Source organism: Aeromonas media (assembly GCF_000819985.1).
Taxonomy (GTDB): domain Bacteria; phylum Pseudomonadota; class Gammaproteobacteria; order Enterobacterales; family Aeromonadaceae; genus Aeromonas; species Aeromonas media.
On record NZ_CDBZ01000041.1, the window covers coordinates 14,022 to 33,945 of the forward strand.

Sequence of the window (19,924 nt, forward strand, 5' to 3'; positions counted from 1 at the left end):
CCTCCCTCTCTTTTATCTGCCGTTAGCAACGACGTTTAACCGGTTCAGGTTCAGGCTGTGGCCAGCCAGTTGAGCCAGGCATCCATCCCTTCGCCTGTGGTGGCGCTGACCTGGATCACCTGGATATAGGGGTTGACCCGTTTGGCGTTCTCGATGCAGCGGGCCACGTCAAAGCTGACGTAGGGCAGCAGATCGATCTTGTTGATCACCATCAGCTGGGCGGCGGCAAACATGTCCGGGTATTTCAGCGGCTTCTCTTCCCCCTCGGTGACGGAGAGGATCGCCACCTTGTACTTCTCGCCGAGATCGAAGCTGGCGGGGCAGACCAGATTGCCCACGTTCTCGATAAAGAGGATGCCCCCTTCATTGGCGGGCAGCTGGTGGCAGGCGTCGTGGACCATTTTGGCGTCCAGATGGCAGCCCTTGCCGGTGTTGATCTGCACAGCAGGGACGCCGGTAGCACGAATGCGATCCGCATCGGCGCTGGTCTGCTGATCCCCTTCGATTACCGCGCAGGGGCGTTTGTCGGCCAGCTGGCGCAGGGTTTCGCACAGCAGGGTGGTTTTGCCTGAACCCGGGCTCGACACCAGGTTAAGCACCAGCTGGGCCGCCTCGTCGAAGTGTTCGCGGTTGTGGGCCGCCAGCGCGTTGTTCTTGGCCAGCACATCCATCTCGATGGCGATCAGCTGGCGCTGCCCCATGCCGGGGACCGACAATCCCGCTTCCCCCTTGCCGTAGTGCAGATCACCCTGCTGATGGTCATGGTCATGGTCATGGTCATGGTCATGAGAATGGCTGTGGTCATGGGGATGCTCGTGGTCATGAGCATGACTATGGTGATGCGGGTGGGCATGATCATGATGATGGTCGTGGGGGTGATCGTGATGGTGCTCATGATCCTCTGCTCCCACTGGCGCCCGTACCCCGTGGTAGTGGTGATGGACATCCCCCTGATGGTGGTAGTGGTGGTGAACGATCAGGGTGCGCGGTGCGCTCTGCTCGTGGTCATGATGGTGCTGAGCCTCATGGGTATGAGGGTAGCCGTGCTCATGTTCGTGCTCATGATCGTGAGCGTGGGGGTGTGCATGGTCGTGATCCTCTTCATGGCCGGCGATCCGCGCCTGGCCGCATCCGCATACGCTACACATATCAACTTACCTCGATGTCGGTGATGCGCAGGCTATCACCTTGCGCGACTCGTAATTTGTATCCGCCACACTCGGGGCAGGCCTGCCCGCGCTCGGTGAGGGTAACCGTCTGGTTGCAGTCGTAACACCAGGCTTCTGCCGCCTGGTGCAGGAAGTGAAGTTGGGCCCCTTCGACGGCCGTGCCCTTGGCGGCCGCCTCAAAACAGAAGGCAATGGTGTCCGGGTCAACGCAGGAGAAGCTGCCGACCTCGAGCCAGAGGGCGGTCACCTTGGTAAAGCCCCGCTGGGTGGCCTGTTCGGCAGCCAGATCGATGGCGGCCATGGCCAGAGACATTTCGTGCATGGTGGCTCCTTAACCGATATGGGGAGGAGTGACTCCTCCCTGTAATTGACCGAACGGCATGGCCGCTCAACAGATCCGCGGCAGAAGCTCCCCTTGCGGCAGCTCCAGATAGCGGCGGCTGCCCCAGGGGTTGTTCAGGATCACCTTGTGGCGATCGCTCGCCTGCACCACGCCGATCTGGCTGGCAGCGTGGTTGAATTGCCGCAAGATGCCCAGCGCGTCCTGCGCTTGTTCGGCAGGCAGGGCCAGCACCATGGTTCCTTCATTGGCGAGATCATGGGGCTCGAAACCGTAGAGCTCGCACAGGCCGCGCACCGGATCGCACACCGGAATGGCGGACTCCTCCAGTTCGATGGCCACCTGGGAGGCGCTGCTCCACTCGTTGAGCACGGCGGCAAGGCCACCGCGGGTGGCGTCGCGCAGGGCGTGAGGGGTAATACCAGCTTTTAGCAGCGCTTCTACCTGCGGCCAGAGGGTGGTGCAGTCGCTCTTGAGATCGGAGCCCAGTTGCAGGGCGTCACGGGCCATCAGGATGCAGGCGCCGTGGCTGCCGATATCCCGCGACACCAGAATGGCGTCACCGGCCTTGAGGTTGCGTACCGAGATGCCCCGGCTCTGCTCAGGCAGCGGGAAAGTGCCGACCCCGCTGGTGTTGATGAAGATCTTGTCGGCTGCCCTCTTGGGCACCACCTTGGTGTCGCCGCAGACGATGCGGGCACCGCTCTTGGCAAGTTCAGTCGCCATCGACTCGACGATGCGGGCCAGATCGGCGTAGGGGAAACCCTCCTCGATGATAAAGCTGCAGCTCAGATACTCGGGCTTGGCCCCCATCATGGCGAGATCATTGACCGTACCGGCGATGGCCAGCTTGCCGATATCGCCCCCCTCGAAGAACAGTGGCGAGACGGTAAAGCTGTCGGTGGTAAAGGCGACGGGGCCGCTCACCGGCAGCAGGGCGGCATCCTCACCGCGCAGCAGGATCTCGTTGCCAAAGTGGCGAAAGAAGAGCTGATTGATCAGCTGGTTCATCTCGACACCGCCGCCGCCGTGGCTTAACTGAATTTCTCTCATTGGATCCCCATATATCGGTAGTAGGCATTGCAGGCCCCCTCGGAGCTGACCATGCAGCTGCCCATGGGCTGGGTCGGGGTGCAGCCCCGGCCAAAGACTTTGCACTGGTTCGGTTTGGCCAGGCCGCGCAGGATATCGGCGCACTGGCACGCCTTGTGATCATTGATGGGGGTCTCACTGAGTTGAAAGTGACGTTCCGCATCGCGCTTGGCGAAGGCATCGCGCAGGCGCAGGGCGGAGGCGTTGATATCCCCCAGACCTCGCCAGCGAAAATGCTCGCGGGTCTCGAAAAAGCGCTCGACCAGCCGCTGGGCGGCTGTATTGCCGCTGGCAGTGACGGCGCGGCTGTACTGCACCTCCAGCGCGTAGCGACCCTCCACTTTCTGGCGCACCATCATCAAGAGCGCCTCCATCACATCCACCGGCTCGAAGCCGCTCACCACCACAGGCACCTGATAGCGATCGACGATGGGCAGGTAGATATCGGCACCTGTGATGACGCTGACGTGGGAGGGGCCGATAAAGGCGTTCACCCGGGCCTTCCCGTCGGCCATCACCGCATGGATGGCGGGCGGCACCAGCACATGGTTGATATGAAACAGCAGGTTCTCCACCCCCGCAGCGTCGGCTGCTGCCAGCAGCGCGGCTGTCATCGGGGTCGAGGTCTCGAAACCGATGGCGAAGAAGACCACGGTTTTGTCCGGGGTCTCACGGGCGATACGCAGGGCATCGAGGGGGTCATAGACCGGGCGGATATCGCTCCCCTTGGCGCGCTGCTGGGCCAGCGTGCCTTTGGAGCCCGGCACCCGGATCATGTCCCCCAGGGTGACCAGAATGACGCTCGGTTGACTCGCCAGCTCGATGGCTTGATCGATGCGCTCTTTGGGCATGATGCAGACCGGGCAGCCGGGACCGTGGACAAACTCGATGCTGGTCGGCAGCAGCTGGTGCAGGCCGTACTTCATGATGGTGTGGGTATGGCCGCCACACACCTCCATCACCCGCAGCGGCTCGGGCAGATCTTTGGCAAGCTCGGTAATTTGCGCGGCGAGGGCGCGGATCACCTCGGGCTGGCGAAAGCCCTGAAAGAGGTCATTCAAGGTCAGCATGGCAAGATATCCTGCGCAGGGATAAGGGCCACCATCTGGCGGAAGCTCTCGAGGCTGGCCTGCGCCTCCTCTTCGTCAATCTTGCTCATTACAAAGCCGATATGGAGCAGCACATAGTCGCCCACCTGGAGAGGTTCTTCGAGCAGCATGCAGCTGACGCGCCGTTGCACTCCCAGGGTGTCTACGGTGACGCAGTTATCTTCGGGGTGCAGCTGCACCACCTGAGAAGGGATGGATAGACACATGAATTTCAGGACTCCGACAAGGTGGCACAACCGGTGGTGACAGGCTGGTGCGTGGCAAGATGGTGGATGGCAAACCAGAGCTGACCGGCGGCGATGCCACCGTCATTGAGCGGCAGGGTTTCGCTGGTCAATACCTGCCGGCCAGCCGCTTCAAGGCTGGGTACCAGCTGATCCATCAGCACCCGGTTTTGAAAGACGCCGCCCCCGAGCGCCACCGGATAACCGGGAAAGCGTTCGGTCAGGGCGATCACCAGAGCGCTGACAGCGCGGATAAAACCGGCGGCTAGGCTGGCGGTGGCGGTGCCTTGGCGTCGCTCGCTGATAAGGGTGTTGAGCAACTTGGCCCACTCGATCTGCAGTGGTCCCTCTGCGCTCTGGTGCAGGCCAAAGACGAGGGGGAAGGGCGTTTCATCGGGAAGCAGCTGCAAGGCGGCTGCCTCCAGCAAGAGTCCCGCTTCGCCCTCGTAATCGGGGGTGTCGATCACTCCCAAGAGCGCCGCCACGGCATCGAACAGCCGACCGATGGAGCTGGTGTAGGGGGCGTTGCGACCGAGATGCCAGAGCTGGTGCAGGTTGCTGATCCGCTCAGGTGGCAACTTGTTGATCAACGGAATGTCGAGGGCGCTGATCTCCTCAGGACTGTGCGATTCAAACAGCAGCCCCAGCAGTTGGCGCGCCGGCTCGCGGATGGCCGCCTCGCCGCCGATCAGCTTGAAGGGAGCAAGGTGGGCAACCCGCGTAAAGCCCTGAACATCTGCGATCAGCAGCTCGCCACCCCAGAGGGTGCCGTCATCGCCAAGGCCGGTGCCGTCGAAGGCAACTCCCAGCACCGGGCCTGTGATGTCGTGCTCGGCCATCACTGCAAGCAGGTGGGCGTGATGGTGCTGCACCTCGAGATGGGTTGCATCGTGAGCCTGACAATAGTCCTTGGCCCACTGATGGCTGAGGTAGCCTGGGTGGCGATCCGAGACCAGCAGTGCGGGGTTGAGATCGTAGAGATCGCGAAAGGTGGCCAGGGTCTGCTCGAAGTGACCCTGCATTGGCAGGCTGTGCAGATCGCCGATATAGGGGCTGTAGATGCGCTGGCGACCGAAAGCCAGCGCCAGCTGGTTCTTCTGCTGGGCTCCGACCGCCAAGAGCGGCACCCTGACCGCTTCTTGCAGGCTGGGGGTGCAGGGGGCATAACCCCGGGCCAGTCGCAACGTCTGGCGCCGCCCGCCCGCCCACTGCACCAGACTGTCGTCGCAAGTGTGCAGGATGGGACGGTTGTGATCCAGAATGCCGTCAATCTCGCTGCCGAGTTCCCTGACCACCGCCTCGCACTCGATGAGGATCGGGCTGCCGCGACCATTGGCGCTGGTGGCCACCAGCGGCATGGCGCAGGCGTCCAGCAGCAGCTGATGGAGCGGGGTATAGGGGAGCATAACCCCAAGGTAGGGGATGCCGGGGGCGATCCCCTCGGCCAGCGGCGCGGCTGGTTGCCCAGTTTCTGAGAGCCGATCATCGTTAATGCGCTTGCGCAGCAAGGTGATGGGTCTGGCCTGAGAGGCGAGCAGCTTCCATTCGTCTTCGCAGCCGGTGACATGCAGTTTGGCCTCGGCAAGGGAGCCCATCATCACCGCCAGCGGCTTGCGCGCGCGCCGCTTGAGAGTTCGCAATCTGGCGACACTCTGTTCATTGCGAGCATCACATATCAGGTGATAACCCCCCATCCCCTTGACCGCAATCAGCGCCCCCTCTTGCAGGGCGCGAGCGGCGGCGTGCAGGGCATCCTCACGCTCGGCCAGCGCATCGCCGTGGCCGCTGCGCCAGCTGAGATGGGGGCCGCACTCGGGGCAGCTCACCGGCTGGGCGTGGTAGCGTCTGTCCAGCGGGTTTTCATAGGCCGCTGCGCAGCGCGGGCACATGGCAAAGCCCGCCATGGCGGTGTGGGGGCGGTCGTAGGGGAGGCGGCGGATGATGGTGTAGCGCGGGCCGCAGTGGGTGCAGTTGGTAAAGGGGTAGCGATGGTGGCGATCTGCGGGGTTGGCAACGTCCGTGGCGCACGCCTCGCACATTCCCTGATCCGGCGAGATGGCGACCGTGGCAGCGCTCTGCTGCTGGCTGGCTTTAATTCGAAACTGGCCGTCGTAGTCGGGATCATGAGCGAGGGGCAGATCCCGCTCGCTGAAGTGATCGATACGGCTAAGCGGCGGCGCCAGTTCCCGCAGTTCGCGGGCAAAGGCGGCCAGCTGCTCGGGGGAACCTTCTGCGCCTATGGTGACGCCATTGGCATCGTTCAAGACATAACCGGCAAGGCCGTGGCGCAGTGCCAGCCCATAGACGAAGGGGCGAAAGCCGACCCCTTGCACGACGCCGTCGATATGAAATTCGCGGCGCAGCCGGGAACGTATCGGGGTCCTGGCCGTCATGACGCCATCCTGAGGGGGGCGGGTGCTCTTCCTTGATAACAAGGGGGCAGAGGGCCTTCCCCGACGACAAGAGGGCAGGGTAGGGCCGGCCATCCGGCGATCATCCTGGGGAATGTCATGCGATATCGAACTCCCGTCTGCTGGCCTACCGCCACGGCACGGCCTCAGGGTGCAACGGACAGGGTTGCAATGGGCGCCGCGAGGGAAGGAGCCTTGGCGTGGCAGGGAAAGGAGGAAAGTGGCCCCTGCCGCGGGGGCCAAGTTTATCGGGTCAGTGCCCCCCATTACCTTGATCTCGCACCGGTTTGAGTGCCAGACGCGGCGCTTCTTTGCGATCCTGCGAGGTGGGCCCGTTCGTTATGGAGAAGGAACAGGTGGGCCCGTTCGTTATGGAGAAGGAACAGGAGCTGGGGGAATCGACGGGGCAGTGACGGCACAGCGCATCGGGCGATCTGATAACGCCCTTGCAGGGGGCCGCGGCCAGGGCGTTGGCCTCGGGAGGTTTTTTTGTTTTATTTTATTTAACGATACTCATTAACCGAATAGAAAAATTAAACATCCAGGGCGCTTTTTATCGCCTTGTGAGCCCTGGATGGCCCTTTTGGGGTCTGCACCAGAGCGTAAAGCGGGGCACAGCCCGCTTTCCCGGTGTGCCGGAAATCTGTGTGGCAAGGGGGAGGGGCCATTTGGCGGGATCGGCCATTGGCGCTCGGGGTCGGCTCGGGTATAGTCCTGCGCCAACAAGATAGGTTCGGATGGAAGAGTCGGCGTCGCTTCAGGCAAGCGGGCCGACTCGTCCCTTCGGCGCGGCTTTAAAGGAAATCCCCATGAAATTCAGTCCCCTGCTCGATGAGATGATGAAGGCACTGCAGGTCTTGCCGGGCGTGGGCCCCAAGTCGGCCCAGCGCATGGCGTTCACCCTGCTGGAGCGCGAGCGCAGCGGCGGTCTGCGTCTGGCCTCCCTGCTCAATCGGGCGCTGACCGAAATCGGTCACTGCAGCCACTGCCGCACCTTCACCGAGAACGATCGCTGCGAGATCTGCGCCAATCCCAAGCGCGAGGAGAACGGTCTGCTCTGCGTGGTGGAGAGCCCGGCAGACGTGGCCGCCATCGAGCAGACCGGCCAGTTCTCCGGCCGTTACTTCGTGCTGATGGGCCATCTGTCGCCGCTGGACGGCATAGGCCCGGAGGAGCTGGGGTTGGAGATCCTGGAGCGACGCCTGAAGGATGAGCACATCAAGGAGCTGATCCTCGCCACCAATCCCACCATAGAGGGGGATGCCACCGCCTGGTATATCGCCGACATGGCCCGCGCCGCCGGGGTGGAGGTGAGCCGCATCGCCCACGGGGTGCCGGTGGGGGGCGAGCTGGAGCTGGTGGATGGCACTACCCTGTCCCACTCCCTGATGGGGCGTCAGCGCATCTAAACCTGCTTATGTGCCTGCTGCAAAACCGTGATCAAGGCTCATGTGCTGCTCGGAATCCTCATTTATGCCTATAAACTCCGGTTCCTGCGCTGCTCTTCACCTTGCTGACGGCTTCTCGCGACGGCTCATAAACAGGTTTGGCTGAATGGTACAAGAAATGGGCATCCAAGCCCGCAACGAGGGGCCAGTGTGCAAGTTTGCACACTGGCCCCTTGATATTTGAAAGGCCAGCCCCATCTAGGTTGGGAATCTGTTCAACCCGACGTTTTGAGGACTGGTCGATGACCCAAAGTGTTCACGCCGAAACCCACGGCTTTCAGACTGAAGTCAAACAACTGCTGAGCCTGATGGCTCACAGCCTCTACTCCAACAAAGAAGTATTCCTGCGCGAGCTTATCTCCAACGCCTCCGATGCGGCGGACAAGCTGCGCTTCAAGGCGCTTTCCGATGCCTCTTTGTTCGAAAACGACGGCCAGCTGCGCGTGCGCCTGGTGGTGGACAAAGAGAACAAGACTCTGACCATCTCGGACAACGGCATCGGCATGACCCGGGACCAGGTGATCGAGCACCTGGGCACCATCGCGAAATCCGGTACCGCCGAGTTCTTCAAGCACCTTTCAGGTGATCAAGGCAAGAACTCCCAGCTGATCGGTCAATTCGGGGTGGGCTTCTACTCCGCCTTCATCGTCGCCGACAAGGTGACCGTCATCTCCCGCGCCGCCGGCACCGAGCCGGGCCAGGGTGTGCAGTGGGAATCACAAGGGGAAGGCTCCTTCACGGTGGCTGACGTGACCAAAGAGAGTCGCGGTACCGACGTCATCCTGCACCTGCGAGCCGAGGAAGAGGAGTTCCTGGACGACTGGCGCCTGCGCTCCGTGGTCGCCAAGTATTCCGACCACATCAGCGTACCGGTGGAGATGTACAAGGAGGGCACCCCGGATCGCGAAGAAGACGGTGAGACCATCGTCGGCACCCCCGGCGAGTGGGAGCAGGTCAACCGCGCCACCGCGCTCTGGACCCGCAACCCCAAAGACATCAAGGACGAGGAGTATCAGGAGTTCTACAAGCACGTCGCTCACGACTTCGAAGACCCCCTGCTGTGGGGCCACAACCGGGTGGAAGGGGCGCAGGAGTACACCAGCCTGCTCTACATCCCGGCCCGCGCACCGTTCGATCTCTACAACCGCGAGCAGAAGCACGGCCTCAAGCTCTACGTGCAGCGCGTCTTCATCATGGACGACGCCGAGCAATTCATGCCGACCTACCTGCGCTTCGTCAAAGGGGTGCTGGACTCCAACGATCTGCCGCTGAACGTCAGCCGTGAGATCCTGCAGGACAACAAGGTGACCGCCTCCCTGCGCAAGGCCTGCTCCAAGCGGGTGCTGACCATGCTGAACAAGCTGGCCAAGGACGACAGCGAGAAGTACGCCAAGTTCTGGAGCGAGTTCGGCAATGTGCTCAAAGAGGGCCCGGCCGAGGATTACGCGAACCGCGAAGAGATCGCCAAGCTGCTGCGCTTTGCCAGCACCGCCGGCGAGGGCGAAGCCCAGACAGTGTCGCTTGAGGATTACGTTGGCCGCATGAAGGAAGGCCAGCAGAAGATTTACTACATCACTGCCGATTCCTATGCTGCCGCCAAGAACAGCCCGCATCTGGAGATCTTCCGCAAGAAGGGCGTCGAAGTGCTGCTGATGTGGGAGCGGGTGGACGAGTGGCTGATGAGCCACCTCACCGAGTTCGACGGCAAGCAGCTGGTCTCCGTCACCCGTGGCGAGCTGGATCTCGGCGAGCTGGAGGACGAAGCGGCCAAGCAGGCCCAAGAGGAGGCTGAAAAGGCCAACGCCGGTCTGGTGGCGCGGGTCAAGCAGAGCCTGGCCGAGGCGGTGAAAGAGGTGCGTGTCACCCACCGCCTGACCGATTCCCCTTCCTGCATCGTCACCGACGACCACGGCATGAGCACCCAGATGATCAAGCTGATGCGCGCCGCCGGTCAGCCGGTGCCGGAGCAGAAGTACATCCTGGAGCTCAACCCTGACCACGCCCTGGTGAAGAAGCTCGACACCATAGAGGACGAGGCGCTGTTCGGCGAGTGGGTCGCCCTCTTGCACGAGCAGGCCCAGCTGGCGGAGCAGGGCGGCCTCAATGATCCGGCGAGCTTCGTCTCCCGTATCAACCGTCTGCTACTCCAGGCGTGATGTGATTGGCCCACTGCAAGGCAGTGGGCTTTTTTTTGGTCGACGCCGCCCACGGGGCGGCGTTGTCCGCCCTGCTGGCTGCTGCATTTTCAATCATTTTTGATGGCAATGGCCTGCGTCTTTGGTCGCAGAGACGGCGCCAGGGGGTGGTGATAATCTGGCCACTCACACGGGGTGAGCTTGTTAATATGGGCGAAAACGTGTAGTTTTTTGCCTTCTCAAGAATTGAATAACCAATCAATTAGGAGCGTGTATGCGCATTGTTCTGTTGGGAGCACCGGGTGCCGGTAAGGGTACCCAGGCTCAGTTCATCATGGAAAAACACGGTATTCCGCAGATCTCCACCGGCGACATGCTGCGTGCGGCGATCAAAGCGGGCACCGAGCTGGGCCTCAAGGCCAAGGCCGTGATGGACGCAGGTCAGCTCGTCTCCGACGACATCATCATCGGCCTGGTCAAAGAACGTATCGCGCAACCGGATTGCGCCAACGGCTTCCTGCTGGACGGCTTCCCCCGCACTATTCCCCAGGCGCAAGCCATGAAGGATGCCGGTGTGGTAGTGGACTTCGTGCTGGAGTTCGACGTGCCGGACGAAGAGATCGTCAAGCGCATGAGCGGCCGCCGCGTGCACTCCGGCTCCGGCCGTACCTACCACGTGGTGTTCAACCCGCCGAAAGTGGAAGGCAAGGATGACGTGACCGGTGAGGATCTGGTGATCCGTGCCGATGACGAAGAGACCACGGTGCGCAAGCGTCTGGATGTCTACCATCAGCAGACCGCGCCGCTCATCGGTTTCTACGGCAAGGAAGCGGAAGCGGGCAACACCCGTTACGTCAAGATCGACGGCACCCAGCCGGTGGATCAGGTCAGCCAGCAGCTGGCGACCATCCTGGGCTGAGCCCGCCATTGCCAACGCTCCTGAGGGGCCAGCGGCAATGTGCCATTGAGACAAGGGCCCGGCATGGGCCCTTTCTTGCATTCAGACATAACAACAGAAAGACAGGAAGCAAATGTGACCACGAAAACCGGGATCTTGCTGGTCAATCTGGGGACCCCAGCCGCGCCAACCACGGCCGCCGTCAAGGCGTTTCTCAGCCAGTTTCTGCACGATCAGCGGGTCGTTGACCTGCCGCGTTATCTCTGGTGTCCACTGCTCCACTTCATCATATTGCCGACGCGCTCCCCCAGGGTAGCCAAGCTCTACCAGCAGGTGTGGACCGAACAGGGCTCACCCCTGATGGTGATAAGCCTGCAGCAGCGCGCGGCGCTGGAGCAGGAGCTCAAGCGTGAAGGGGTCGAGGTGCCGGTGGAGCTGGCCATGACTTATGGCTCACCCTCCATGGATGATGGCTGGCAGGCGCTCAAGGCCAAGGGGGTCAACCGGGTGATCCTGCTGCCGCTCTATCCGCAATATTCGGTCAGCACTACGGCCTCGGTGTTCGATGCCTGGGCCAAGGCGATGAAGAAAGAGCGCAACCTGCCGGTGGTGCGGCTCATTCGTGATTACCATGCCCACCCCGAATACATCCAGGCGCTGGCCATGAGCGTGCGTCGCCATTGGGAGCAGCACGGCCAGGGCGAGCACCTGCTGATGTCGTTCCACGGTATTCCGGAGCGTTACGAGAACGAAGGCGACCCTTATGGTCATCAGTGTCGGCGCACTGCGGCCCTGCTGGCCGAGGCGCTCGGGCTCGATGCCAACCAGTGGACCGCCAGCTTCCAGTCCCGCTTTGGCAAGGAGGAGTGGCTCAAACCCTACACGGACGTGACCGTGGAAGGATTGCCGGCCCGTGGTATCAAGCGACTCGATGTGATCTGCCCAGCGTTTTCCGCCGATTGCCTCGAGACCCTGGAGGAGATCCAGGTCGAGAACCGCGCCGTCTTCATGGAGGCGGGGGGTGAGCAGTTCCACTACATTCCTGCCCTCAACAGCGATCAGGCCCACATCCGCATGATGGTGTCGCTTATTTGCCGCGAGCTGGCGTGATAGCCCCGGGCCTCAACGTTCAACGATAAGGATTGTTTTCATGATGCATATCACGCTGATCTATGGCGGCCTGCTGGGGCTCTTGTTCCTGCTGCTCTCGTTCTGGGTGGTCAAGCGCCGGGCCCAGTTCAAGGTGATGATAGGGGAAGGGGAGGCGCCCGAGATGCTCTCCGCCATCCGCGCCCACGGCAACTTCGCCGAGTACGTGCCCCTCACCCTGTTGCTGATGGCCCTGTGCGAGCTGGCCGGGGTCGGCGCACTCTGGCTGCACCTGGGTGGGGTGCTGCTGCTGGTGGGGCGCATCCTGCACGCCATCGGCATCCAGATCCCCAGGGCGCCGAACAAGCCCAGGCTGTTTGGCACCCTGTTTTTCTGGCTGTCGCTGGGGCTGTTCTCGGTGCTGGCGCTGGTGCAGGGGTTGTCATTCGGCGGATGACGGGCTTCTATTGAGTGCGAAAAACCACCTCACCGCGAGGTGGTTTTTTGTTGGGGAAAGATCAAACGTTTGCCCCGCCAACCCTTGCGTATACTGACCCCATATTTTAATCGGGCGACTTTTCGGCGGGGTGGATTGTGTTAAAATCCCGCCCCTCTTTCCCCCAGAGCACAGAAGATTGCCATGAAATTTCCCGGTCAGCGCAAGTCCAAACACTACTTCCCGGTCGACAGACGCGATCCCCTGATCCCGCAGAATCCCCAGCTCACCGAACTGGGCAAGGCCTATGTGGTGGGCATCGATCAGACTCTGGTGGACATCGAAGCCCACGTGGACGAGGACTTCCTGAACCGGTACGGCCTGAGCAAGGGCCACTCCATGCTCATCTCCGACGACGTGGCCGAGCGGGTCTATGAAGAGCTCAAGGCCAACAACATGGTGGTGAGCGAGTTTGCCGGCGGCACCATAGGCAACACCATGCACAACTACTCGGTGCTGGCGGACTCCCACTCCATCCTGCTTGGGGTGATGAGCCAGGATATCCGCATCGGCAGCTACGCCTACCGCTATCTGTGCAACACCTCGTCCCGGGTCAACCTCGACTACCTGCAACCGGTGGACGGCCCGGTCGGCCGCTGCTTCACCTTCATCACCGAAGGGGGGGAGCGCAGCTTTGGCATCAACGCCGGCAAGATGGATCACCTGGACGTGGCGCACATCCCGGAGGCCATCATCAAGGAGGCCTCCGCCCTGGTGATCACCGCCTACCTGGTGCGCGGTGCCGATGGCACCCCCATGAAGGAGGCAGCCATGGCCGCCGTCCGTTATGCCCGCGAGGCCGGGGTGCCCGTGGTGCTGACCCTCGGCACCCGCTTCGTCATCGCCGAGAATCCCCAGTGGTGGCGCGACTTCATCAGCGAGAACGTGACCGTGCTGGCGATGAACGAGGACGAGGCCGAGGCCCTGACCGGGATCGCCGATCCGCTCGGCGCCGCCGACAAGGCGCTGGACTGGGCCGACATGGTGCTCTGCACCGCCGGTCCCATCGGCCTCTACATGGCGAGCTACACCGAGGAAGACTACAAGCGCGAGACCACCCATACCCTGCTGCCTGGCGTCATCCCCGAGTTCAACATGTACGAGTTCAGCCGCCCCATGGCCCGGGACAAGTGCCGCACGCCGGCGCGGATCTACTCCCACATCTCCCCCTACATGGGCGGCCCGGAGAAGATCAAGAACACCAATGGTGCCGGGGATGGCGCACTGTCCGCGGTGCTGCACGACATGGTGGCCAACGCCTATCACCGCATGAACGTGCCGAACTCCGCCAAGCATCTGTCCGAGTTTCTCACCTACTCCTCCCTGGCTCAGGTGTGCAAATACGCCAACCGGGTGAGCTACGAGGTGCTGGCCCAGAGCAGCCCGCGTCTCTCCCGCGGCCTGCCGGAGAAGGAAGACAGCCTGGAAGAGGTGTACTGGGAGCGGTGATACCGTCATCCGGTCGACAACAAGAAAGGGTGCCACTGGGCACCCTTTTTTGTTTTTGGGGCTGGATCATGTTTTTGGCACTGCTTTTGCCGTCATCGTGGACAGGCCACGTCATGGCGACATACCTTGTTAACAACATGTGGCTGGTTCGGGACTAGGGTATGTTGAGACAATGGAGTATCGGCCGGCGCCTGTCGCTGGTGACCCTGATGGTGCTGGCGCTGCTGGGACTGTTGCTGTTCTTCTGCTTGCAGATCTATCAGCAGGGGCTGATGGGGGAGAAGAGCCGCCAGACCCGGGCCCAGGTCGAGACCGCCTACAGCCTGGTGGCGGGGCTGGAGGCCAGGGTACGCAAGGGAGAGCTCGACGAGGCGAGTGCCAAGGCCGAGGCCCTCGCACTGATCAAGGGGCTGCGCTATGGCGCCGACGACTACTTCTGGATCAACGACAGCCACCCCACTATGGTGATGCACCCCATGAAACCCGAGCTGGACGGCAAGGATCTCTCCGGGGTGGAGGATAAACAAGGGCTCAGGCTGTTCGTGGCCTTCGCCGATCTGGCGCGGGCGCAGGGCGCGGGGGAGGTAGCCTATTACTGGCCAAAGCCCGGGGTGGAGGAGCCGGTACGCAAGATCTCCTACATCAAGCGCTTCGCCCCCTGGGACTGGATCATCGGCACCGGCGTCTATGTGGACGACGTCGAAGCCCAGTATCAGGAGGTGCTGCGCACCCTGCTCGGGGTAGGCCTGGTGCTGGCCATCCTGCTGTTTGCCGTGGTCGGCCTCATCGTGCGCAGCATAGTGGTGCCCCTCTCCCAGTCGGTATCGGCCCTCGGCAACATCGCCAGAGGTGAGGGGGATCTGCGTTTTCGGCTGCCGGAGTCGGGCCGGGACGAGTTGAGCCAGCTCTCGGTCAACTTCAACCTCTTCGCCGGTCAGATGGCGCAGCTGGTGGGGCGCAGCCAGCAGATCACGGCCCAGAACAGGGAGCAGGCGCACCAGCTGGCTCAGGTCGTCGATCGGACAGGCGCCATCGTCACCGGCCAGGAGCAGGATACCCTGCGTGTGGCCAGCGCCATGGAGCAGATGACGGTGAGCAGCCGCGAAGTGGGCCAGCACGCAGCCCAGGCCGCCGAGGCGGCGGACTCCGTGCTCAACCTCGCCCAGCACGGGCGCCAGGTGGTGGCCCAGACCCGGGAGACCATCAGCCAGCTGGCGGACGAGATGGTGGAGACGGTGCAGGCGGTGAGCCGGCTCGAGCAGGAGACCCAGCAGATTGGATCTGTGCTCGACGTGATCCGGGGGGTGGCGGAGCAGACCAACTTGCTGGCCCTCAACGCCGCCATCGAGGCGGCCCGGGCCGGGGAGCAGGGGCGTGGCTTTGCGGTGGTGGCCGACGAGGTGCGCACCCTGGCGACTCGCACCCACAGCTCCACCGACGAGATCCGGCAGATGATCCAGCGGCTGCAGGAGGGGGCGGGCCGGGTGGTCAGCAGCATCACCCAGTTGCAGCAACTCTCCCGTTCCACCGCCGAGCGGGCCGGTGATGCCGACGGCGCCATCCATGCCATCGATGGGTCTGTGCACACCATTACCGCCATGAATAGCCAGATAGCGACGGCGGCGGCCGAGCAGAGCCGGGCGGCCGAGGAGATCAACCAGCGACTGGTAGCCATCACCGGGCTGGCGGCGGATGCCCTGGCTCAGAACCGGTTGACCGAGCAGGCGGCAAGCCAGCTGGCGCTCTCCTGCGATGAGTTGGGGGCCCTGGTCGCCCAATATCGTACCTGATGGTGCTTATCCCCGCCTTTTTGGGGATAAGGCTTGAGTCTGGGGGGCTTTTGGGACACCATCAGCCCCATTATTGGCCAGCGTTGGCCAACCGCCTGCAAGAGAGAGACCCCATGAGCAAACTAACTGACAATCTTGACGCCAATTTCCAGCTGTTCATCGAAGAAGTCCGCGAGTCGGGTCAGGTGTGGGGTCTGCGCTACGGTGAAGACTGGGTGGTGTGCCGCTCCGCCGAGTTCGAGGATGCCGACGTCATGCCGCTCTGGTCTGCCGAGGGCGATGCCCGTCTGCACTGCGTGGACGAGTGGGCGGACTACGAGCCGGAAGTGATCGAGCTGGAAGAGTTCCTCGACATCTGGATCAACGATCTGGACGAAGACGATGTGCTGGTCGGTCCGAACTGGAACGCCGATCTGGAAGGCCAGGAGCTCGAACCCATCGAGCTGGCCAAGGCGCTGGTGGAACTGGACGCCTGAACTGTGCTGCACTGATGGCCCCGACGCGGGCCATCGCCGAGACCAGAACCGACGGCTGCGAGGCCGTCGGTTTTTTTATGCCCGCGGAAGCACCAACATCCGCGGGTGATTTGGCTTTGCACCCATCACCGAGATGGGTCATCATCAACCCTTTGCCGATCGGGAGGAGCCATGTTTGTCTTTGACGTGACCACGCGCGCGGGCGCACGGGCCCGGATCCGGGTGCAGGCACTGGATTGGGGCCAGAGCGGTCCCGTGACCTTCCAGTGTGACAGCGATGCCCTGGCCCTGGTGCTGCTGACCGACTGTCGCTGCGATGCGGTGGGATATTTCGATCTGCTGGCCGGCTGCAAGCCGCTCTATGTGGAACAGTGGCTCGCCTATCTGCAGGAGAGCGGCCACCTCGACAAGCAGAGTTGCCAGTTGGAGAGCCCGTCCCAGGAGGACTATCTGACCCGTGCCGGGCTGGATGACGAAGAGCTCAATGCTCTGCTGGGACAGGTCTACAAGGTGGCCGGGTTCAATCGTCTTCAGATCAACCGTTACCTCAAGAACCGCCACAACCCGACCATGCTGGCGACCCGTTACGATCAGAAGGAGCTGGAGCGCTATCGCCAGCTCAATGACATCATTCTGACCCTGCTGAAGTTGAAACGCTCTCCGTAAAAAACGCCATCTGGCTCATCTCCGGTCCCAGCTCCTGGGGCCGTGCGATCAGGTACCCCTGCAACCCGTCTACGTACATGCCTTGCAGCATCTGCTTCTGCCCTATCTGCTCGACCCCTTCCGCTATCACCAGACTGCCCATGCGATGGGAGACGTCGACAATCATCCGCACGAATTGCTGGTTGGTCAGATCCTGCTCCAGCTCGGTGATGAGGCCGGGGTCCAGCTTGATGTAGTCGGGTTTGAGCTCACGAAACAGGCTGAAGGAGCCTATCCCCTTGCCAAAGTTGCAGATGGCCGAGCGGCTGCCGTGGCGCCTGAGCAACTCGAACAGCCGCCTCGCCCCCGTCAGGTTGCGCTCCAGATGTTCCTCATCTATCTCGAACACCAGGTTGGCACTGATGTCGGGGTCTTTTTGCAACTGGTGATCGAGCCAGATGAGGAAGGCGCTGTTTTGCAGCAAGGTGCCCGGCAGGTTGAGGCCCCAGCGGCTGTTGTGACCACCGAAGGCGCGGTATTGACGGATGACGTGGCGGATCACCATTTGCGCCAGGCGCAGCACCATGTCCAGACGTTGGGCCATGGCGTGCAGGGTGTCGCTCGGCAGCGTGGTGCCGTCGCTGCTGCAAAAGCGGGGGTAGATCTCGTGATAGGCCTGCATGCCGCGATGCAGGGGCTGGATGGGCTGGCAGGTAAAGCTGACGCTCTCCTGCTCCAGCAGATCGGTCAGTACCTGGGTCCAGTGACGCTGCCCCTGCAACTCGACCACCTCGTCACTCTGCTGGATGGCCCAGCCGTTGACCGCTTCCGTCTGGGCACGGGCCAGCGCCAGATCGGCTCGGGCCAGGATAGCCTCTATCTTCTGTTCGCTGCTGAGCCGGGTCATGCCCGAGTAGGCGGCACTGTCCAGCTCGTGTTCGTGCTGATAGCGATCGAAGGCGAGTTTCAGATCCCGCCCCAGCAGGTGGGGGGGGATCTGGGCCAGTGGTGGCATCAGAACCGCGAAGTCGGCCCCCGAGATACGATAGACCTGATGGCCAGGGAAGCAGCTCACCGTGTGGGTGATGAGGCTGGCGATGTCCTTGATGTAGGCATCCCCCGACTGGAAGCCGCGCTGGGCGTTGAGCTTGCCAAGCTCGGTGGCACGGATCAGCACCAGGATGGCAGTCTGGGTATTCTCCTGTTGCAGCAGTTCGGTGAGATCGCGCCTGAACGCATGGCGGTTGCGCAGGCCCGTCATCTCGTCCCGGGTCGCCTGATTGTGCAGTTCGCTTATCTGGCGGTGTGCATCGAGTTCGGCTTCACTGAAGGAGGCGAGTAACTGGCGTAGCGCCGTTTGTGCCTGCGGGCTGTCCAGCATGGCGGGATCCCGCTGCTGCAGCGCCAGCAGCCAGCGCTGCTCCTGCCTCGCCCGTTCCCCCTTGCGCACGCTGTGGGTGAGAAAGAGCAGCATGGCAAAGCCAATGATGGTGGTCATCAGGACCAGCAGCAGGGTGAGGGGGGAGACCGGGGGCGCAAGCCAGAGCCCCTGCAGCAACAGCATGGGAATGCAGACCAGGGCGCTGACCAGTAGCAGATTTCCCTCGTGTTTATTCAACATCGTTTCATCCTTGATGATGTTCATGATGTAGAAATTCTAACCAAGCCGCCGGCACAAAGCATGAGTACTCACGCAACTCCGTGAAAAGGACCGACGGAAAGCAACTAAATGTGAGTGAAAACACTTTCATAGTTTGTGAAAAAAGCGAAGATGGGTTGAAAACAGCCCCAACAGAGCAGAGGTAAATATGTTGCTAGAACCCGTAGACACAGCCAAAGCACGGCAACTATTGAATCAGAGTATGGCCTTGGTGCTCGCAGGGGGACGTGGTAGTCGCCTGAAGCAGTTGACCGACAATCGCGCCAAGCCCGCCGTCCATTTCGGCGGCAAGTTCCGCATCATCGATTTCGTGCTCTCCAACTGCATCAACTCCGGCATTCGCCGGGTGGGTGTGGTCACTCAGTACAAGTCCCACAGCCTGCTGCGCCACCTGCAATCGGGCTGGTCCTTCCTGCGCTATCAGATGAACGAGTTCATCGATCTGCTGCCTGCCCAGCAACGGGTGGACGAGGTGCACTGGTATCGCGGCACCGCCGATGCCATCTACCAGAACGTCGACATCATTCGCGACTACGGCCCCAAATACATAGTGGTGCTGGCGGGGGATCACATCTACAAGATGGACTATGCCGCCATGCTGCTCGATCACGTGCGCCTCGGCGCCAAGGTGACGGTGGCCTGCATCGAGGTGCCGCGTGCGGAGGCGTCCGCCTTCGGGGTGATGGACATCGACGAGCAGCGCAAGATCCGCGCCTTCGTCGAGAAACCGGCCAACCCGCCCGCCATGCCGGGCAATGACCAGGTCTCCCTGGCTTCCATGGGGATCTACATCTTCGATGCGGAATATCTCTATCAGCTGCTGGAGGAGGACATCCACAACCTGGAGTCCAAACACGACTTCGGCATGGACGTGATCCCGCGCATCGTGGGAGAGGGCAAGGCCTTTGCGCACCCCTTCACCATCTCGTGCGTCGGGGCCAAGGAGGGACAGAAACCCTACTGGCGCGACGTGGGCACCCTGGACTCCTTCTGGGAGGCCAACATGGATCTCGCCTCCGTGGTGCCCGAGCTAGACATCTATGACGAGAACTGGCCCATCTGGACCAGCCAGAACATGTCGCCCCCCGCCAAATTCGTGCAGGACAGAAACGGCCAGCATGGCATGACCATCAACTCCATGTTCGCGGGGGGATCGATTGTCAGCGGCTCCTTCGTGCTGAACTCGGTGCTCTTCACCAATGTGCGGGTGCACTCCTTCTGCACCCTGGATCAGGCGGTGATCTTCCCCGGGGTCGAAGTGGGGGCGGGCTGCCGCCTGCGCCGGGTGGTGGTGGACAAGGGCTGCAAGCTGCCCGATGGCCTGGTGGTGGGGGAGAACGCGGACGAGGATAGCCGCCGCTTCTACCGCTCCGAGCAGGGCATAGTGCTGGTAACCAAGGAGATGCTGGCCAAGCTGGGGTGACACCATTGCCAACGTCAGACGTCACAACTAAAAAGGGAGCCGATATGGCTCCCTTTGTCTGTTCAGCCGG

18 protein-coding genes are annotated in these 19,924 nt (G+C 62.2%); 11 read left to right on the forward strand and 7 right to left on the reverse strand.

The features are described from left to right. Positions 1 to 50: 50 nt before the first annotated feature. The gene (gene hypB / locus BN1127_RS03355) at positions 51 to 911 is read right to left on the reverse strand and encodes a hydrogenase nickel incorporation protein HypB (RefSeq protein ID WP_197069617.1); all 861 of its coding nucleotides are present in this window, start codon (positions 909 to 911) and stop codon (positions 51 to 53) included. Between hypB and BN1127_RS22635 the strand changes: the two genes are divergently transcribed. Beyond that, positions 792 to 1,172, forward strand: coding sequence for a hypothetical protein (locus BN1127_RS22635; RefSeq protein WP_231557432.1), 381 nt, complete (start codon positions 792 to 794; stop codon positions 1,170 to 1,172). The genes hypB and BN1127_RS22635 overlap by 120 nt on opposite strands. On the opposite strand, the gene hypA is transcribed toward BN1127_RS22635, so the two are convergent. From hypA to hypF, 5 genes are all read right to left on the reverse strand, one after another. Then, positions 1,150 to 1,491: a hydrogenase maturation nickel metallochaperone HypA gene (gene hypA / locus BN1127_RS03360; protein ID WP_042061779.1), complete on the reverse strand. Its 342-nt coding sequence runs from the start codon at positions 1,489 to 1,491 to the stop codon at positions 1,150 to 1,152. The genes BN1127_RS22635 and hypA overlap by 23 nt on opposite strands. A gap of 66 nt (positions 1,492 to 1,557) precedes the next feature. After that, complete coding sequence (gene hypE / locus BN1127_RS03365; protein ID WP_042648487.1) at positions 1,558 to 2,562, reverse strand: hydrogenase expression/formation protein HypE; 1,005 nt, start codon at positions 2,560 to 2,562, stop codon at positions 1,558 to 1,560. Next, positions 2,559 to 3,671, reverse strand: a complete 1,113-nt coding sequence (gene hypD, locus BN1127_RS03370) for a hydrogenase formation protein HypD (RefSeq protein ID WP_042648488.1) — start codon at positions 3,669 to 3,671, stop codon at positions 2,559 to 2,561. The genes hypE and hypD overlap by 4 nt, the downstream gene beginning before the upstream one ends. Further along, positions 3,665 to 3,916, reverse strand: coding sequence for a HypC/HybG/HupF family hydrogenase formation chaperone (locus BN1127_RS03375; protein WP_042648489.1), 252 nt, complete (start codon positions 3,914 to 3,916; stop codon positions 3,665 to 3,667). The genes hypD and BN1127_RS03375 overlap by 7 nt, the downstream gene beginning before the upstream one ends. 5 nt (positions 3,917 to 3,921) lie before the next feature. Next, positions 3,922 to 6,327 (reverse strand): carbamoyltransferase HypF, encoded by a 2,406-nt coding sequence (gene hypF, locus BN1127_RS03380; protein WP_042648490.1) that lies wholly within the window; start codon positions 6,325 to 6,327, stop codon positions 3,922 to 3,924. An 827-nt stretch (positions 6,328 to 7,154) separates the two neighbouring features. On the opposite strand from hypF, the gene recR reads away from it, so the two are divergent. The 9 genes from recR (at position 7,155) to BN1127_RS03430 (ending at position 16,792) form a co-directional block, all read left to right on the forward strand. After that, positions 7,155 to 7,754, forward strand: a complete 600-nt coding sequence (recR, locus tag BN1127_RS03385) for a recombination mediator RecR (protein ID WP_025326665.1) — start codon at positions 7,155 to 7,157, stop codon at positions 7,752 to 7,754. A 281-nt stretch (positions 7,755 to 8,035) separates the two neighbouring features. Next, positions 8,036 to 9,949 carry a molecular chaperone HtpG gene (gene htpG / locus BN1127_RS03390; RefSeq protein ID WP_042648491.1) on the forward strand — a complete coding sequence of 638 codons (1,914 nt, stop codon included), beginning with the start codon at positions 8,036 to 8,038 and terminating at the stop codon, positions 9,947 to 9,949. Between the two features lie 253 nt (positions 9,950 to 10,202). After that, positions 10,203 to 10,847, forward strand: coding sequence for an adenylate kinase (gene adk, locus BN1127_RS03400; RefSeq protein ID WP_042648493.1), 645 nt, complete (start codon positions 10,203 to 10,205; stop codon positions 10,845 to 10,847). A 114-nt stretch (positions 10,848 to 10,961) separates the two neighbouring features. Further along, the gene (hemH, locus tag BN1127_RS03405; RefSeq protein ID WP_042648494.1) at positions 10,962 to 11,936 is read left to right on the forward strand and encodes a ferrochelatase; all 975 of its coding nucleotides are present in this window, start codon (positions 10,962 to 10,964) and stop codon (positions 11,934 to 11,936) included. Positions 11,937 to 11,976: 40 nt separating this feature from the next. Beyond that, a complete protein-coding gene (locus BN1127_RS03410; RefSeq protein ID WP_042648495.1) occupies positions 11,977 to 12,372 on the forward strand; it encodes an MAPEG family protein in 396 nt (131 codons plus the stop codon). Positions 12,373 to 12,555: 183 nt separating this feature from the next. Further along, complete coding sequence (locus BN1127_RS03415) at positions 12,556 to 13,860, forward strand: inosine/guanosine kinase (RefSeq protein ID WP_042648496.1); 1,305 nt, start codon at positions 12,556 to 12,558, stop codon at positions 13,858 to 13,860. Between the two features lie 161 nt (positions 13,861 to 14,021). Further along, positions 14,022 to 15,650: a methyl-accepting chemotaxis protein gene (locus tag BN1127_RS03420; RefSeq protein ID WP_042648497.1), complete on the forward strand. Its 1,629-nt coding sequence runs from the start codon at positions 14,022 to 14,024 to the stop codon at positions 15,648 to 15,650. A 113-nt stretch (positions 15,651 to 15,763) separates the two neighbouring features. Beyond that, entirely contained in the window at positions 15,764 to 16,126 is a 363-nt protein-coding gene (locus BN1127_RS03425) for a DUF2750 domain-containing protein (RefSeq protein ID WP_010674427.1), read from the forward strand. Between the two features lie 171 nt (positions 16,127 to 16,297). Further along, positions 16,298 to 16,792: a hypothetical protein gene (locus BN1127_RS03430; RefSeq protein WP_041205505.1), complete on the forward strand. Its 495-nt coding sequence runs from the start codon at positions 16,298 to 16,300 to the stop codon at positions 16,790 to 16,792. Here the strand turns inward: BN1127_RS03430 and BN1127_RS03435 are convergent. After that, positions 16,755 to 18,392 (reverse strand): EAL domain-containing protein, encoded by a 1,638-nt coding sequence (locus tag BN1127_RS03435; protein WP_042648498.1) that lies wholly within the window; start codon positions 18,390 to 18,392, stop codon positions 16,755 to 16,757. The two genes, BN1127_RS03430 and BN1127_RS03435, sit on opposite strands and share 38 nt — an antisense overlap. 187 nt (positions 18,393 to 18,579) lie before the next feature. Between BN1127_RS03435 and glgC the strand changes: the two genes are divergently transcribed. Continuing rightward, positions 18,580 to 19,854 (forward strand): glucose-1-phosphate adenylyltransferase, encoded by a 1,275-nt coding sequence (gene glgC, locus BN1127_RS03440; protein ID WP_042648499.1) that lies wholly within the window; start codon positions 18,580 to 18,582, stop codon positions 19,852 to 19,854. The last annotated feature ends 70 nt before the right edge of the window (positions 19,855 to 19,924 follow it).

What these genes read in the sequence shown, in the direction of transcription:
- BN1127_RS22635 (WP_231557432.1), top strand. Translation starts at nt 792, where the DNA reads ATGGCTGTGGTCATGGGGATGCTCGTGGTCATGAGCATGACTATGGTG.
- hypA (WP_042061779.1), bottom strand. Translation starts at nt 1,491, where the DNA reads ATGCACGAAATGTCTCTGGCCATGGCCGCCATCGATCTGGCTGCCGAA.
- hypE (WP_042648487.1), bottom strand. Translation starts at nt 2,562, where the DNA reads ATGAGAGAAATTCAGTTAAGCCACGGCGGCGGCGGTGTCGAGATGAAC.
- hypD (WP_042648488.1), bottom strand. Translation starts at nt 3,671, where the DNA reads ATGCTGACCTTGAATGACCTCTTTCAGGGCTTTCGCCAGCCCGAGGTG.
- BN1127_RS03375 (WP_042648489.1), bottom strand. Translation starts at nt 3,916, where the DNA reads ATGTGTCTATCCATCCCTTCTCAGGTGGTGCAGCTGCACCCCGAAGAT.
- hypF (WP_042648490.1), bottom strand. Translation starts at nt 6,327, where the DNA reads ATGACGGCCAGGACCCCGATACGTTCCCGGCTGCGCCGCGAATTTCAT.
- recR (WP_025326665.1), top strand. Translation starts at nt 7,155, where the DNA reads ATGAAATTCAGTCCCCTGCTCGATGAGATGATGAAGGCACTGCAGGTC.
- htpG (WP_042648491.1), top strand. Translation starts at nt 8,036, where the DNA reads ATGACCCAAAGTGTTCACGCCGAAACCCACGGCTTTCAGACTGAAGTC.
- adk (WP_042648493.1), top strand. Translation starts at nt 10,203, where the DNA reads ATGCGCATTGTTCTGTTGGGAGCACCGGGTGCCGGTAAGGGTACCCAG.
- BN1127_RS03410 (WP_042648495.1), top strand. Translation starts at nt 11,977, where the DNA reads ATGATGCATATCACGCTGATCTATGGCGGCCTGCTGGGGCTCTTGTTC.
- BN1127_RS03415 (WP_042648496.1), top strand. Translation starts at nt 12,556, where the DNA reads ATGAAATTTCCCGGTCAGCGCAAGTCCAAACACTACTTCCCGGTCGAC.
- BN1127_RS03420 (WP_042648497.1), top strand. Translation starts at nt 14,022, where the DNA reads ATGTTGAGACAATGGAGTATCGGCCGGCGCCTGTCGCTGGTGACCCTG.
- BN1127_RS03425 (WP_010674427.1), top strand. Translation starts at nt 15,764, where the DNA reads ATGAGCAAACTAACTGACAATCTTGACGCCAATTTCCAGCTGTTCATC.
- BN1127_RS03430 (WP_041205505.1), top strand. Translation starts at nt 16,298, where the DNA reads ATGTTTGTCTTTGACGTGACCACGCGCGCGGGCGCACGGGCCCGGATC.
- BN1127_RS03435 (WP_042648498.1), bottom strand. Translation starts at nt 18,392, where the DNA reads ATGTTGAATAAACACGAGGGAAATCTGCTACTGGTCAGCGCCCTGGTC.
- glgC (WP_042648499.1), top strand. Translation starts at nt 18,580, where the DNA reads ATGTTGCTAGAACCCGTAGACACAGCCAAAGCACGGCAACTATTGAAT.